General features: G+C 69.1%; 10 protein-coding genes and 1 pseudogene. 6 read left to right on the top strand and 5 right to left on the bottom strand.

Features of this window, described 5'->3' with window-relative positions; genetic code table 11:
• Positions 1 to 67 precede the first annotated feature (67 nt).
• A complete protein-coding gene (locus AC2CHE_RS13820) occupies positions 68 to 2,725 on the bottom strand; it encodes an ATP-binding protein (protein WP_484505294.1) in 2,658 nt (885 codons plus the stop codon).
• Positions 2,726 to 3,107: 382 nt separating this feature from the next.
• Here AC2CHE_RS13820 and AC2CHE_RS13815 point away from each other — a divergent pair, with 382 nt between their 5' ends.
• From AC2CHE_RS13815 to AC2CHE_RS13805, 3 genes and pseudogenes are all read left to right on the top strand, one after another.
• Positions 3,108 to 3,554 carry a nitroreductase family deazaflavin-dependent oxidoreductase gene (locus tag AC2CHE_RS13815; protein ID WP_484505293.1) on the top strand — a complete coding sequence of 149 codons (447 nt, stop codon included), beginning with the start codon at positions 3,108 to 3,110 and terminating at the stop codon, positions 3,552 to 3,554.
• Positions 3,555 to 3,854: 300 nt separating this feature from the next.
• A pseudogene (locus tag AC2CHE_RS13810) lies at positions 3,855 to 3,992 on the top strand (hypothetical protein); the annotation flags it as partial.
• A gap of 146 nt (positions 3,993 to 4,138) precedes the next feature.
• On the top strand, positions 4,139 to 4,405 hold the full coding sequence (locus AC2CHE_RS13805) for a Wadjet anti-phage system protein JetD domain-containing protein (protein ID WP_484505292.1): 267 nt from the start codon (positions 4,139 to 4,141) through the stop codon (positions 4,403 to 4,405).
• 6 nt (positions 4,406 to 4,411) lie between these two features.
• Here AC2CHE_RS13805 and AC2CHE_RS13800 read toward each other — a convergent pair whose 3' ends face one another.
• Together AC2CHE_RS13800 and AC2CHE_RS13795 are read right to left on the bottom strand one after the other, a co-directional pair.
• Positions 4,412 to 5,335 carry a cellulose binding domain-containing protein gene (locus tag AC2CHE_RS13800; protein WP_484505291.1) on the bottom strand — a complete coding sequence of 308 codons (924 nt, stop codon included), beginning with the start codon at positions 5,333 to 5,335 and terminating at the stop codon, positions 4,412 to 4,414.
• A 59-nt stretch (positions 5,336 to 5,394) separates the two neighbouring features.
• Complete coding sequence (locus tag AC2CHE_RS13795) at positions 5,395 to 5,673, bottom strand: GYD domain-containing protein (protein ID WP_484505339.1); 279 nt, start codon at positions 5,671 to 5,673, stop codon at positions 5,395 to 5,397.
• 306 nt (positions 5,674 to 5,979) lie between these two features.
• On the opposite strand from AC2CHE_RS13795, the gene AC2CHE_RS13790 reads away from it, so the two are divergent.
• From AC2CHE_RS13790 to AC2CHE_RS13780, 3 genes are all read left to right on the top strand, one after another.
• Entirely contained in the window at positions 5,980 to 7,590 is a 1,611-nt protein-coding gene (locus AC2CHE_RS13790; RefSeq protein WP_484505290.1) for a DHA2 family efflux MFS transporter permease subunit, read from the top strand.
• 198 nt (positions 7,591 to 7,788) lie between these two features.
• Complete coding sequence (locus AC2CHE_RS13785; RefSeq protein WP_484505289.1) at positions 7,789 to 9,132, top strand: AAA domain-containing protein; 1,344 nt, start codon at positions 7,789 to 7,791, stop codon at positions 9,130 to 9,132.
• Between the two features lie 114 nt (positions 9,133 to 9,246).
• Positions 9,247 to 12,801 carry an ATP-binding protein gene (locus tag AC2CHE_RS13780; protein ID WP_484505288.1) on the top strand — a complete coding sequence of 1,185 codons (3,555 nt, stop codon included), beginning with the start codon at positions 9,247 to 9,249 and terminating at the stop codon, positions 12,799 to 12,801.
• A 126-nt stretch (positions 12,802 to 12,927) separates the two neighbouring features.
• On the opposite strand, the gene AC2CHE_RS13775 is transcribed toward AC2CHE_RS13780, so the two are convergent.
• Together AC2CHE_RS13775 and AC2CHE_RS13770 are read right to left on the bottom strand one after the other, a co-directional pair.
• Entirely contained in the window at positions 12,928 to 13,785 is an 858-nt protein-coding gene (locus AC2CHE_RS13775; protein ID WP_484505287.1) for an ABC transporter permease, read from the bottom strand.
• Positions 13,782 to 14,798 (bottom strand): ATP-binding cassette domain-containing protein, encoded by a 1,017-nt coding sequence (locus tag AC2CHE_RS13770; RefSeq protein WP_484505286.1) that lies wholly within the window; start codon positions 14,796 to 14,798, stop codon positions 13,782 to 13,784. The genes AC2CHE_RS13775 and AC2CHE_RS13770 overlap by 4 nt, the downstream gene beginning before the upstream one ends.
• Between the last annotated feature and the right edge of the window lie 289 nt (positions 14,799 to 15,087).

Genomic DNA, 15,087 nt, shown 5'->3' with positions numbered 1-15,087 from the left:
ACTAGCCGCCTTTGCCCGTGTCGCCCCGATTAATCTCATGCGTTGTGGAGATTTCTCAACTGTTTCTCTATCCCTTTTCGTTGTCGATGGAGGACAGGATGGCTCTATTTAACGGGACCTTGGCAAGAAAGCGGGCGCGTGCCGCGCCTTCGAAACTGTCTGCCTTGCGGTGCACCTCAATGGCGGCACGCCTCATGATCTCCCTGGCCGCCCGTGCGTCGCCCAGTGCTGAGAGAATTCTGCTGTGCCTGAATAATACCTCCTCGACGCAAAGTGCAGGGATTTTCCAGCCAGCATCCCGCACGTGATCAACGGCTAACTCGCTGAATGCCATCGCCTGTGGTAGCAGGCCCTCCATGAGGTGCCATTGGCCGAGCAGCGACAACGCCGCTATCTCACTGCGCCGCATGCCAGTCCGCCGAGTCTCGGACAGCGTCTGATTGAGCACGCTCAGCGCCTCGTCCATCCTTGAGGTGCCAGTGCTCGCGAGAGCGATAAGGCTTGCCGCATAGAGGTTTGCGACAAGCGGAGCGAGGTTCGCTTGCCAGGTTGCCTCGGCCTCGTCCCGCGCTTCCTTCAGGAGTGTCAACCCGGCGGCGTCGTGCAGATCCAAGACTCGTCGGCTCCCGAGATAGGCGAGGTTCACGGCGTGCCAGCCGTCCGGTTCGCCATCATGAATTGCAATCGCCTCTTCAAGGAGATCGCTTGCTGGCGAAAAATTGCCGACCGCGCTCTCCACCTGCGCCAGGTAATTCAGACCGATCGGTAGAATCCCGAGCGCAGGCATTCGGCGTACGGCAGGCACAGCAGAACGGAGTCGGGCAAGGGCTGGCCCTAATTGTCCCGCATCGAAAAGGCTTACTCCCAGCTGCAGAGCGGCCATGTGCCGAGCGCGTTCAAGTACTGGGTCGTCGAGACTTTCCGATAGCTTGCCGGCAGCCTCCTCGGTCCGGTGGAGGACGTCGAGGCCAGCCTCGACGTCTACCTTCGGCAATTGCCGTCCGTACTCGCATCCTGCTAGAAGAATGCTCTCCTTGTCGCCGCTGTCCAGTGCAGAATCCCACGCATCCTTCAAGGGGCCGATTGCCGCAGGAACCCCACGGGTATAAAGAAGGACTTTGCCATGCAAATATCTGACCCGAACCGCTAGAGCCTTGTCGTTGGCGGTGCGGGCTGCATCGAGCGCCTCGGTTGACAAAGCCTCTAGACGAACGGTGCCGTCCGCTTCCGGGTGGGTGCGCCAGCTCAACTCACTCGCAGTCAACAGCAGCTCGATCAACTGTGCGCGCAATCGATCGGCGTCGGGATTCTGTGCTGCCCGCCTCACATCCCGCAGGCCTTGGTCAGCTATTGCAGTGACCTCACGGGCGGACGCGCCAGTCGCGGCGAGTCGGCAGGCGGTATCGTGCGCCACCTTCGCTGCCGATAACCAGTCGCGGCCTAATCGATGATGCCGGATGAGGTCCAGGGCGTGCTCCAGGGTAAGGTTAGCAAAATTGGCCGAATGCTGTAGCAGGATGCGCCCAATTTTGCGGTGTCGCTCTCGGCGCTGTCGTTCGGTTTGATCTCGGTAGAGGGTTTCCTGAAGCAGATCGTGTTCAAAAGCGTAACGATCGGCGTCTAATGCGTCGTCCCAGCCGTCGGCGGGTAGAGGGTAGAGCATGCCTGTCTCGGCTGCGAGTCGATGTAATCGATGCGCCACAGCGTCATGGTCCTGTCCCGCGATGTGTGCTACAACACTGCTGTGAAACGATCGGCCTTGTACCGCCGCGATGGACATCAAACGTAGGTCTTCCTCAGAAAGTCTTCGTAGCCGGGCCTGAATCACCAGTCGAACGCGAGTGAGGAGGGCTAAATTATCGTTTCTTTTCGGAGAATCAACCTCCTCGCCGACCCTGCCGACATCGGGTAACGCGGTCAGCGGTTTGCCCCTTGCGAGATAGTAGTGCAAGAGGAGAGGGTGTCCGCCAGTCTGATCACTGAGCCGCTGGATATCCTGTGCTGAAGTCGAGCCTACGAGCAGGCGACCGAGATGCCCGATGGCGTTGGTCGGTAGGCCGCCGAGCCGAATCTGACGGGTGGTATCTTGCAACTGTAGATCGTCGATCAATTGTTGTGCAGCGGAATTGTCAGTTGTTTCGCCGTGACGTAGAGCGAGAATGAATAGGACTGGCTTGTCCCGCACGGCGTGTGCGAGGTATGAGAGTGCCGCGCACGAGCTTCCGTCGATGCGATGGACGTCGTCGATCATCACAACCGCCGGATGCTTCACTCGCAGCAAGGCCAGCGTTGCTTCCGCCATTGAACGTGCCGCCGTGTGGTGGTCCACCAACGGTGCTCCCGGTACCGGCCCGGACAGGGTCTCGGCGACCATCTTCAGAGCCTCACCAACGCCAGGGACCATGGTCAGCAACTCGGGCCAGCGGGACCTGATTCCCTCGCCTGAGCGGCGAAGGAGGCGCCGGTGTCGGGGAGTTGTCTCTTCGATTAGCCAGGCCAGATCGACAAGAGGTCCGTAGGCGGCGAGCTGGCCGACCTGCGCGTGGCAGCGCACGGACAAGAAGGTTGGCGTCCCCCCGGATTCTGCGAGCTTCGCGAGCAGTGCGCTCTTGCCGATGCCTGGCGGCCCGTCGATGACTAGGAAGCGTCCACGTCCCGCGCACGCTGATCGAACCTCGCCCATCGCGATCTCGAACTCGTGCTCTCGATCGACAAAGGTATCCATCGGCATGGAACCCCCGAATCCACCCGTGGGAACAGCTTTCCTCGTGGTTCGGCCGTGATCGGCTGCTGCCAGTTGACGACGACGCCGGGCCCAGCGTCAAGGACTACGCAACACTCCGTCTGTGGATGCCAATCTGAACCTTGTCAAACTGGGCGAACGCGGCGACACCCGGGCATTCACGCTAGTGACTGACCGATCGGGCGCGGTCGGCCATGACCTGCTCTACGCGTCGTCAAATTCTTGGTGCCGAGCACGACTTTCCGCTTCCGAGTTGGGCTTCTTGTCGGGGCAGGGGACTGCAAGGTCAACGCGGAGCGATTAGCCTTGACGGTCGGCGATTGCGCCCCGCGCGGCGTCCGTAGAGGTCGCGTACGTTGGGGGCATGGGACTGACAGGTGATTACGAGCCGAGCGCCTTGGAGTGGGTCCGCGAGCAGGTCGAGCGGATCGTGCGTACCGGCACGACCGGCGGCGTCACGATCGCCGGCCGGCCAGTCGTGCTGATGACCTACCGGGGTGCCAAGACCGGCAAGCTACGCAAGACGCCGGTGATGCGGGTCGAGCACGATGGGCACTATGCGGCCGTCGCCTCGATGGGAGGCGCGCCCAAGAACCCGCAATGGTACGACGCCCTGGTCGCCGAGCCGGTCATCGAGCTTCAGGACGGGACGGAGACCGGCGAGTACCGGACCCGTGAGGTGTTTGGCGACGAGAAGGCCCTCTGGTGGCGTCGGGCGGTCGAGGCGTACCCGGACTATGCCGACTACCAGCGCAAGACCGACCGCCAGATCCCCGTCTTCGTCCTCGAACCGATTGTTGCCAACCGCTGAGCTGGCGCTGTCAGCGGAGCATGGATGATCGCGAGTGCTGAGGCCGTACCCACCCCGATCCAGCAGCAATCTTGGGCAGCTTCTGCCCCCGGAAGGGCGTTCCGGGTCCAAGATTCACTTCGGTGAAGGGTGACGGGGCGGGGTGGGAAGGGTGCCGGCTACCGCGACACGCATCCGGTGCCGTGGCATCACCTGACGCAGTTGCAGGCGCAGGTCCGCGACCACGTCGCCGTCTGCTGCTGGCGTTGCTGATGCAAGAAGCTCGCCGAATTCGACGCCAGCGACGCCGACACCCGGCTGGTGCTGACCCGGCAGCAGATGGTGGACCTGTGCGCGGTGTTCCTGCCAACCTCGACCAGCGAGGCGCGGCTGATCGACCAGATCGACAGCCACCTCAACAAGGCCGTGGAGCTGGGCTTCCTGCGCCGCATCGACGACACCGAGGCCACGTACGAGGTGCGGCGCATCATCAAGGCGTTCGTCGACGCGCAGTGGCTGGCGGACTTCGACGCCCGGCTGGCCGAGTACGCCGCCGAACTGGAGACCACCCCGCCTGCCCGCTCGACGTCGCACGGGTGCTCGTCGTGGAGAACGAGACCACATACCTCGCGCTTCCGCCGGTCCCCGACACGGTCGCGGTCTTCGGCGGCGGCTACGCGGTGCGTGCCCTGGCACCGCTGGCCTGGCTGCACGGCCGGGAGGCCACTCCGGTCGCGGTGGAGCCGGCCCACCTGACGCCCGACGAGTCGCAGGTGTACCGCGGTCTGATCGCCGACCGTCACGCACCCGCCCTGCGGTTGGAGCAGGAGCGGATCCGGTTCAGCCTCGTGGAGCAAGCGCTGACAAGGTAGCCAGGCTCAGGCGTACGTGTCGCCGTACTCGCGGATGTCGTTGACGTCGAGGGTGATCCGGCTGTTGTCGGCCCACTCGCCGGTGGCCTGCTGCCAGCTGGGGTCGTCGCGTTCGTCGATCGCGGACCAGTTCGGCCGGTGGTGGCGGAGGTAGATGGGGCCGGTCGACGCACCGGGGGCCAGTTGCCCGCCGGTGAAGGTCAGTTCGATCCAGCCGGGGAACGGGGTGCCGGGCGGCGGGACGACCGTCGGGGTGGGCGTCGGTGTCGGCGGCGGAGGAGGCGGCGGCGAGGCTGGCGCGGCCGGCGGGCCCGGCGGCAGGGGTGGTGGGAAGAACTGGATGTGGCGTTGCACGTTGGCGCAGCCGATCGCCGCCCAGTCGCAGTTGGTGGTCAGCGAGGCGTTCCCGCCCTCGAACGTCACGTGGTAACGGATCCGCACGTCCACCAGGTCGAGCGGGGCGGTGCCCGTGTTGACGATCTGGAGGACGTGCCGGATCTGGCTGTCCGTCGGTGACCAGCTCAGGTTGCGGTAGCTGACCCGCGCCTTCCCGTAGGCGGTGCGCACCGGGGTCACGGGGGAGTCGAGGGAGTATCCGGTGTCGGCGTACGCCCAGACGGTGAGCCGATACGGGGTGCCCGGCGCGAGATCGGTGAGGGTGAGGTCGGTGCCGGTGGTGGTGCCGAGGCTGCGGTACACGTTGGGACCGAGCCAGGCCCGGACCTCGTGCCGGATCGGCGTCCCGCCCGGCTCGCCGATCCAGGTCGACGGTGCCCAGGTCAGGGTGAGCAGGTGTGGCTCGTTGGCCACCACGACCGGTGCGCCGGGAGTGGTCAGCACCGGATCGTCCGCCGCGTGGGCGACAGCGGTACCGGAGAGCCCGAGCAGAATGCCGAGGAGGGCGACGAGAGTGACCCGACGAGCACGCATAGTGCCAATGCTAGAGAGGGGCATGCATCCTTATCAATGGTTAGGGATGCTGCTCCGGGTCACGCGGCCGGCGGTTGGTAGGTGATGGGCAGCCGGACGGCGGCGTCGATCTCCGCCGTGGTGAGCAGCGGCACGATTCGGGCGTCGACGCCGCCTGCCGCCCGTACGGCGATGCCGAGTGCCGCGGCGGTCATGTTGTCCGGCAGCTCGCAGAACAGATACAGGTCGAACTGGCCGAACGCGTAGTACACCGCCTCCACCTGCCCGCCGGCGTTCTCGATCAGCGCCTTGATCACCTCGGCCCGTGCCGTGCCGCCCTCCTTGGTCAGCCCGGCCATTCCCGGAACCGTGTAGATCGCTGTGACCAGGTACTTCGCCACGCTGGCACCACCTCTCCCACCCTTTGCCCGGCCCTGACCGCTGTGCCGCGGCTACCCGTTTCCCGTCCGGTCACGCCTGGCGGCGCAGAGCCACCGTGGCCGTGCTCACAGAAAGCTCTGCTGGTCGCTAAACGGGCGGCGAAGTGTCGTCGACGGGGGCTACTGTGCCGTGCGGGCTTCACCACCGCCGTCGCGCCGGCCTGTGGGCGCCACGTCGGCCACCACCGCTCGTCCTCCCGGTCAGTTCCGACAACAGGAGACCTCGTGACACAGCAATCCGTCGCGGCACCGCAGCCTGTCCCAACTTCGGACAAGCTCGACGCCGCGGTACTCAAGGTGGCCGGCGTCGTCGTGCTCGGTGCGCTCATGTCGATCCTCGACGTGACGGTGGTGAGCGTCGCCCTGCCGACGTTCCAGAGTGAGTTCGACACCTCGTACGCCCGGGTCGCCTGGACTATGACCGGCTACACGCTCGCGCTGGCCACGGTCATTCCGCTCAGCGGGTGGGCCGCGGACCGGTTCGGCACCAAACGTCTCTACATGATGGCCCTGGCGCTGTTCACCATCGGGTCGGGCCTGTGCGCCACCGCCGACACGATCGGCGAGTTGATCACGTACCGGGTCCTGCAGGGTCTCGGCGGCGGCATGCTCATGCCGATCGGCATGGCGATCATGACGCGGGCGGCCGGGCCGAACCGGATCGGCCGGCTGATGGCGGTGCTCGGCATCCCGATGCTGCTCGGGCCGATCGGCGGCCCGATCCTGGGCGGCTGGCTGATCGACGTGGCGAGCTGGCACTGGATCTTCCTGATCAACCTGCCGATCGGCATCGTCGCGCTGGTGTACGCCCAGCTGGCTCTCCCGAAGGACAGCCCGCAGCCCTCCGAGTCGTTCGACTTCGTCGGCATGCTGATGCTCTCGCCGGGCCTGGCGCTCTTCCTGTACGGCGTCTCCACGCTGCCCGAGGCCGGCACCTTCGCCGACGCCGAGGTGTGGGGTCCGATGCTGATCGGTGCCGCACTGGTGGTGGCGTTCGTCCTCTATTCGTTCAAGCCTCAGCACCCGCTGCTAGACCTGCGGCTGTTCCGCAATCGCAGGCTGACCATCGCGGCACTGACCATGTTCGTCTTCATCATCGCCTTCATGGGTGCCGGCCTGCTGTTCCCGAGCTACTTCCTCCAGGTACGCGGTGAGTCGACGCTGCACGCCGGCCTGCTGATGGCTCCGCAGGGCATCGGTGCCATGGTCACCATGCCGATCGCCGGCATGCTCGCCGACAAGGTGCCGGTCGGCCGGACGGTGCCGTTCGCGCTGCTGCTCATCCTCGCCGGGTTCTTCACCTTCACCCAGCTCGACGCGGACACCTCCTACGTGCTGCTCTGCGGCTCGCTGTTCGTGATGGGCCTGGGCATGGGCGGCACGATGATGCCGGTGATGACGTCGGCGCTGAAGACGCTTACCGGCCACGAGGTGGCCCGAGGTACCACGCTGGTGAACATCCTCCAGCAGATCGGCGGCTCCGTCGGCGCCGCGGTGATGTCGGTGATCCTCACCAACGAGTTGAACGGCTCCCGGCAGGTCCCCGGCCTCACCGACGAGAACGGCAACCCGATCACCGAGGCCGGCCTGGCCATCGCCGCCCAGCAGCGGCCGGAGCTGGCGCAGCAGCTGCCCGACCCGTCACTCATCGAGCGCGGGCTGGACTTCGCCGCCAACTCCTTCGCCACCACCTTCTGGGTGGCGTTCGCCCTGGTGGCGGCGACGTTCATCCCGGCCGCGTTCCTGCCCAGGCGGCGGGAACGGTCCCACCTGCTCGACGACCAGCCCGGAGATCAGCCGGGCGACCAGCCGAAGGTCCCGGTCATCGTCCACTGACCGCTCCACCCGTCTCGGCGGAGCCGGCCCGCCCGGGGTCGGCTCCGCTTCGGCGTTCCCGGCCCGCAGCTTGGTCCGCAGCTTGCGGCATGTCGGGGCTTCCGGGCTGTCGGAGACCCCGACATGCCGCAGCCCGTGTCCGTGCCGGGCGGGTGGGGCCGAGCGCAGGATCGGGCAACTGGCGGTAGGGTGCGGCCGGTGGGGGAGATCGGGCCGACGCCGGAGCTGGCGGTGCCGCCGACGGTAGCGGCCGAGCGGGTCATCACCGAGGTGCTGGCCGACCTGCGGTCGGGCGAGCATCGGGGCGTGGTGGTCGACTCGCCGCCAGGGGCCGGCAAGTCGACCCTGGTGGTGAGGGCTGCCATCGAGCTGGCGGGTACCGGTGCGCCATTGATGATCATTGCGCAGACGAATGAGCAGGTCGATGACCTGATCGACCGGCTCGCCACGAAGGCGCCGCAGGTGCGCGTCGGGCGAATCTCCGCGGGCGACTACCGGGCGTCGCCCCGGGTGCGGGCGCACCCGCAGGTCCGGGTCGCCGCGAAGGTTGGCGACCTGGCCGCCTCGGCCGTGGTCATCGGTACGGCCGCCAAGTGGGCGACGGTCACCGAGGGCTGCTGGCCGTGGGCGATCGTGGATGAGGCGTACCAGATGCGCTCGGACGCCCTGCTGCGCGTCGCCGGCAGGTTCGAGCGGGCCCTGTTCGTGGGTGATCCGGGGCAGCTCGACCCGTTCTCCACCGTGGAAAGCGGCCGGTGGGCGGGGTTGACCTGGGATCCGATGCAGTCGGCGGTGGCGGTGCTGCTGCGGCACAACCCGCACCTGCCGGTGCACCGGCTGCCGGTCTCCTGGCGGCTGCCGGCCTCGGCGGCCCCGGTCGTCTCCCGCGCGTTCTACCCGTTCACCGGGTTCCGCGCCGGCACCGGCCCGGACGATCGGTCCCTGCACCTCACCGAGCCCGGGTCGGGCGACGCCGTCGACCGGATGGTGGAGTCGGCCGCCGCCACCGGCTGGGCGCTGTACGAGCTGCCGGCCCGGCACACCCTGCGTACCGACGGGGAGGCCGCCGCCGCGTGCGCCGCGCTCGCGCTGCGGGTGCTGCGGCGCGGGGCGGTCGCGGTCTGCGAGCAGGTGCCCGGTGGCGCGCCGGTCACCGCGGACCGGATCGCCGTCGGCGCCGCCCACCGTGACCAGGTCGCCGCCATCCGTGCGCGGCTCGGCGAGGCCGGTGCGGACGTCACCGTCGACACCGCCAACCGCCTCCAGGGCCGGGAGTACGACGTGACGATCGTGCTGCATCCGCTCTCCGGCCGGCGCGACGCGACCGCCTTCCACCTGGAATCGGGGCGTCTCTGCGTGCTCACCTCACGGCACCGGCAGGCATGCCTGGTGGTGGCCCGGGCCGGCATCGGCGAACTGCTGGACGCCCATCCCTCGACGGAGGCGCCGCAACTGGACGTGCCGGTCCGGTTCCCCGACGGCTGGGAGGCCAACCAGGCCATCCTCGCCCACCTCGCCGCGGTGCCCCAGCCACCGGATTGACCAGCGGCGACGACCTGCAGGATGAACGGATTCACGCAGTCCACCTTTGTTGCCGACGCCCGCTGAGCCGCGACGCCCCCGGCGTGTCGGTCCGGTCGGCTACCGTCGGTTGCCATGGGTGTGCAGGCGGGCGGATTTCTGATCGGGCGGGATCATCCGGCCGGTCTGTTGCGGGCCGAGGTCGACCGGGCCGCCGCCAGCCACGGTGGGTTGGTGCTGGTCGCCGGGGAGCCCGGCATCGGCAAGACGACCCTGGTGACCGCCGCCGCCGACGAGGCCCGTCGACGGGGCGCACTGGTGCTTGGTGGCGCCTGCTGGGATTCGGCGAGCGCCCCGGGATACTGGCCCTGGGCGCAGGTGTTGCGCCGGCTGCGCCGGTCGCCGGAGGACTGGGCGCTCGCCAGGGAATCCGCCGAGCCGGCGCTCGCCCTGCTGCTTGGTGAGGCGAGTTCCCTCGCTCCGGGCACCGCTCGCGCCGCGACGAGTTCCCCGGTGCCGGACATCGCGCACGCCGAGGCGGCCCCCCTGATACCGGCAAGCGTCGTCGACGGGGGCGATGCGGCGGAGCAGGAGGCCTTCGCCCTCTACGACGCGGTCACCACCGCGCTGGTCGCCGTCTCGCAGCGCCGGCCGGTCATGGTGATCCTCGACGACCTGCACTGGGCCGACGCGGCGTCGGTGCGGCTGCTGCGGTTCGCCGCTCAGCACACCTGGTTCGAGCGGCTGCTGCTCGTCGGCACGTACCGTGACGCCGAGGTGGAGGCCGCCGACCATCCACTTCGGCCGCTGCTGATGTCACTTGTGGCCAAGGCCACCACGATCAGCCTCACCGGCCTGGCCCGGGACGAGGTCGGCGAGCTGATGACCCGCACCGCCGGCCGGGTGCCCGATGCGAACTGCGTCGACGACGTGCACCGACGCACCGGCGGAAACCCCTTCTTCGTGGAACAGACCGCCCGGCTCTGGCACGCCGACGGCGGGCTGCCGGCTATTCCTCCCGGCGTACGGGAGGTGGTGGTGCGGCGGCTGGACCACCTGCCCGCCATGGTGGCCGACGCGCTCACCGTCGCCGCCGTGCTGGGGCGGGAGTTCCACGGCGAGGTCCTCGCGGCCGGTGTCGGCCTGCCGCCGGGCCGGGTCGGTGAGCTGCTGGAGGTCGCGGTCACCGCGCGCCTGCTGTTCGGGCTGGGCGACGGCCGCTACGCCTTCGTGCACGACCTGGTCCGCGAGACGCTCTACGAGGCGCTGACCGAGGACGACCGTGCCGCACGGCACGCCGCCGTGGTGCGGGCCGTCGAGGCGCACGACACGCTGAACCAGCTGCTGATCCCGGCCGACGTGGCCCGCCACGCATGGCTGGCCGGACCGCATCTGGAGGCGTTCCGCGTCACCGAGCTGCTGCTCGAGGCGGCGCGGGACGCCCGGTGCCGGCTGGCGCTGGAGGAGTCCACCGTGCACCTCCGGCGGGCGCTGGAGGTCGCCCGGGACGACCTCCAGCGGGTAAAGATCATGACGGCGTTGACCGACCAGCTCTTCCACTGCGGTGCCCGCGAGGAGGCTCGCCAACTGCTCAGCGACGCCACGGCGCTGGCCCTGACGGTTGACGACCAGGCGACGCTGGCCCGCTTCGCGCTCAACGTACGCCGCCACTGGCAGCTCGAGCCGATACCCGGCATCGACGGCGAGGCGCTGCTGCGGGAGGCGTACCGGCGGCTGATCGGCGAACCCGACGACAGCGCCGGGCCGGCCGTCCTCGAAGCAGACCTGATCACCGCCACCGAGACGCTCGCCCGGTCGACGCGCGACGACGAGGCGCTCACCTTCAGCCTCTGGGCGCGACACGACTCCACCTGGGGGTTGGGCACCGCCGCCGACCGGGCCGCCCTCACCGGTGAGATCCGCGAGGTCGCGCGTCGCAGCGGCGACCGGGAAACCGAGCTGTGGTCCACCTCCCTGCGCTGGGTGGCGTTGCTGGAACTCGGCGATCCGCGCTATCTCGACGAACTCACCGCCTTCGTCACCGGCGGACGACAGACCGGCAAGCCCCGGCACCAGATGGCGGCAGCGATCGACGGCGGCATCATCGGCGCCTTCCGCGGCGACTTCGCCGGTGCGGAGACGTGCTACGCCGAACTCGGTGAGCTGGACGACTGGGAGCACGCCGACCATGCCTTTCTCGGACACCACCTGCGCTGGGCATTGCTGCTGTTGCGGGGCCGACTCGACGAAGCCGACGCGTTGCTCGACCGGCTAGCCAAGGCTGATCATCCGCAGCTCGGCCTGCTGCGGGCGATCACCGCCGCCGAACGCGGTGACCACCGCACGGCGGCCGACCTCAGCGCGGAATTCGAAGCCGCGGGTACCCGGATCACCGGGTCGATCTCGCCGCTGTGGTTGCGGTTGCGCGCGCAGGCCACGGTCGGCGACCCGAGTCGCTGCGCCGAGATCCGTGCGGCGCTGCTGCCGTACCGGGGCCAGTGGCTCGTCTCGCTGTACGGCTGCGACGTCAGCGGCCCGGTCGATCACTGGCTCGCCGTGGTCGACGTCGTCGAGCAGCGCTGGGACGACGCCGTCGCCGGTTTCTCCGCCGCCCGCGCCGCCGCTGACCGGATGGGTGCCCGCCCCTGGTCGCTGATCGCCCGGGCCGCACTCGCCGACGCCTTGCACGCCCGTGGTGGCCCGGGAGACGCCACGAGCGCCGCCGCGCTGCGCGTCGAGACCGAGCGCGAGGCCCGCGAACTCGACATGCCGCAGATCCCGGCCCGACTCGCCGCCGCCTCGGCCTTGCCAGCCGTCGAGCAACCCGAACGGTACGCCGAGACGCTTCCAGCATCCGGCTCCGCGACGGCCGGCTCCGCGTCGGCCGGCTCCGCGACGGCGGGCACAGCGTCGGCTGGCTCCGCGACGGCCGGCTGGGCCACGGTCGGCGGGGCGTCGGCGGGCACAGCGTCGGCGGGCACAGCGTCGGCTGGCTCAGTGGTGGCCGACGGGGCGGTGGCAGTCACCGCGGCGGGGTTGGCGGCTGGCCCGGCGTGGACGGCCGCAGCCGGGGGGCGGTCGGGCGAGTCGGCAATGGGGTCGGTGCCGGTCGGGACGGCCGGCAACGGTGGTGCGCTGGGGCCGGCGTACGAGTTCCGGCCCGACGGAGCCGTCTGGCGGCTCACCTTCGACGGCGGCACGGTTCATCTACCCGATGCCAAGGGGCTGCACGACCTGCGACTCTTGCTCGGCCGCCCGGGGGGCGACGTGCCCGCGGTCGAACTGCTCGACCCGGCTGCCGGGCTGGAACTTGTCGCTGCCCGCCGGATGGGCGGCGATCAGGTGCTCGACGACGAGGCGAAGAACCGCTACCGGCGCCACCTGGCACGGCTCGACGACGAGATCGACCTGGCGGCCGGGCGCGGTGACGAGCGCAGGGTTGCGGCGTTGGGCAATGAGCGGCAGGCGTTGATCGACCAGTTGAAGGCTGCCGCCGGGTTGGCCGGTCGTACTCGTCGGCTCGGTGACGAAGCGGAACGGGCCCGCAAGACGGTCACCGCCCGCATCCGCGACACCCTGCGGCGTCTCGACGAACGGCACCCACCCCTCGCCACCCACCTGCGAGCCACGATCTCCACCGGCGCCGCCTGCCGCTACCTCCCACCCACCCCCCTCCCCTGGCACCTCTAACCCCACCCCACCCCACCTGTCCGACAAGTTGATCATGAGGTTAGCGGCGTATTCGATCTCTATGAGTGCCGCTAACCTCATGATCAACGGGGTCATGCGGGGGGTGGGGTGGGTGGGGTGGGTGGGCTAGCGGCGGTTGTAGCGGTACATGGTTAGGGTGCCGAAGACGACGATGAAGGCGGCGCTCCAGAGCACGATCCACATCATGGCCGAGGCGTCCGTCGAGCCGGCCATGGCCGCGCGTACCGACGAGACCAGGTGCGTGATCGGGTTGGCCTTGACGAACGCCTGGAGCCAGCCGGGCATGGTGGACGGGTCGACGAAGACGTTGCTCAGGAAGGTCAGCGGGAACAGCACCATCATGCTGACCCCCATCACCGACTTCTCGCTGCGCAGGATCAGGCCGAAGAACGTCCACACCCAGGAGAACGCGAAGGAGAAGACCACCAGCAGGCCGATCCCGGCGAGGACGCCGAGCACGCCACCGCCGGGGCGGAAGCCGAGCACCAACCCGACGGTGAGGATCACCAACGCGGCGAGGACGTAGCGCAGCACGTCGCCGACGATCATGCCGACCAGCGCGGCGGGCCGCCAGACCGGCAGCGTCCGGAACCGGTCGAAGACGCCCTTCTCGATGTCGGTGTTCAACCCGACGCCGGTGTACATGGTGATCATCACGACGCTCGTCACCATGATGCCCGGCAGGAAGAACTGCAGGTAGTCACGAGGACTGTCGGCGAGCGCGCCACCGAACAGGTACGTGAACATCAGCACCATGATGATCGGGAAAGCGGTCACGTCGAAGAGCTGCTCCGGCACGTGCTTGATCTTCAGCAGGGCGCGCCAGCTGAAGGTGAGCGACGCCGACAGCGGGCTCGGCCGGGGCGGTCGCGCGCCCGGTGCGAGGACCGTCGCGAGCGCCTCGGAGGAGGGTACGAAGACCGTCGGCGCGCGGCCGGTCGAGGTGGCGGTGTCGCTGCTCATCGGGCTGCCTCCAGTTCGTCGTCCCGTTCGTCGGTGGCTGCCCCGGCGGGGTGGTCGGTCAGGGCCAGGAAAACCTCGTCCAGGCTGGGCTGGCCGAGAGAGAAGTCGTCGACCACGATCCCGGCCCGGGACAGCTCGCCCAGTGCCCGGGCGGCCTGCGCGCTGGCGTCCAGTTCGCTGCCGTCGCCACCCACCCGGGCGGTGATCGCCACCGGGTCGGCCTCCAACTGGACCGGCACGCTCAGCGTCGCCTGCAACAGCCGTTCGGCCTCGGGTCGCTGGTCGGCCTTACGCAGCCGCAGGTGGACCGTGCCGGAGCCGACCGACGACTTCAACTCGCCCGGGGTGCCCTCCGCGATCACCCGGCCGTGGTCGACCACCGCGATCCGGCTGGCCAGCTTGTCGGCCTCGTCCAGGTACTGCGTGGTCAGCAGCACGGTGGTGCCGTGCGCGACGACCGCCCGGATGATCTCCCACACCTGGTTGCGGCTGCGCGGATCCAACCCGGTCGTCGGCTCGTCGAGGAACAGCAGGTCGGGGGTGTTGAGGATGCTCGCCGCGATGTCGATGCGTCGCCGCATGCCGCCCGAGTACTTCTTCACCTGCCGTCCGGCCGCCTCGGTCAACCCGAACGCGGTCAGTAGCTGCTCCGCCCGTTGCCGGGCGGCGGACTTGGACAGGCCGAGCAGCCGGCCCAGCAGGATGAGATTCTCCGTGCCGGTCAGGTCCTCGTCCACCGAGGCGTACTGGCCGGTCAGGCTGACCCGGGCGCGTACCGCGTCGGCCTCGGCGACCACGTCGTGACCGAACACCCGGGCCTGCCCGCCGTCCGGGCGCAACAGGGTGGCCAGCACGCGTACCGCTGTCGTCTTGCCGGCCCCGTTCGGACCGAGCAGTCCGTACACGGCACCGGCCGGAACCTGGAGGTCGATGCCCGCGAGCGCGCGGGTCTCACCGAAGGATCGGGTCAGCCCCTCGGCCTCGATGGCGAGGCCGGTGCTGCGTCTACTCATGATTGCGACGTTTCCTTCCGTTCGTCACGCGTGTGAGCCGGGCCACCGCGGCCCGACGACCCACCACACCCCACGGGTACGACAGCACGCTCCGTTCCGTGGCCGCCCGCCAGCTACAACGACGCTGGCCGCCGGGAGTGGTCGGCTCACCTCACAGGCGCGAGACGGCGGACGGCCGCCGCTAGATCAGATCTAGCGGCGGCCGTCCCGACACCACCTGTCGGAAGCGGGGGGGGGGGGGCGGGGGGCGGGCGCCGGGCTCTCGGTGTGGGTGTTGTTTTTGGGCTCT

The sequence above is a fragment of the Micromonospora sp. ATLC16 genome (assembly GCF_057196645.1).
The sequence above is the reverse complement of the archived record's forward strand: the minus strand, read 5'-3'. Positions and strand labels throughout refer to the sequence as shown.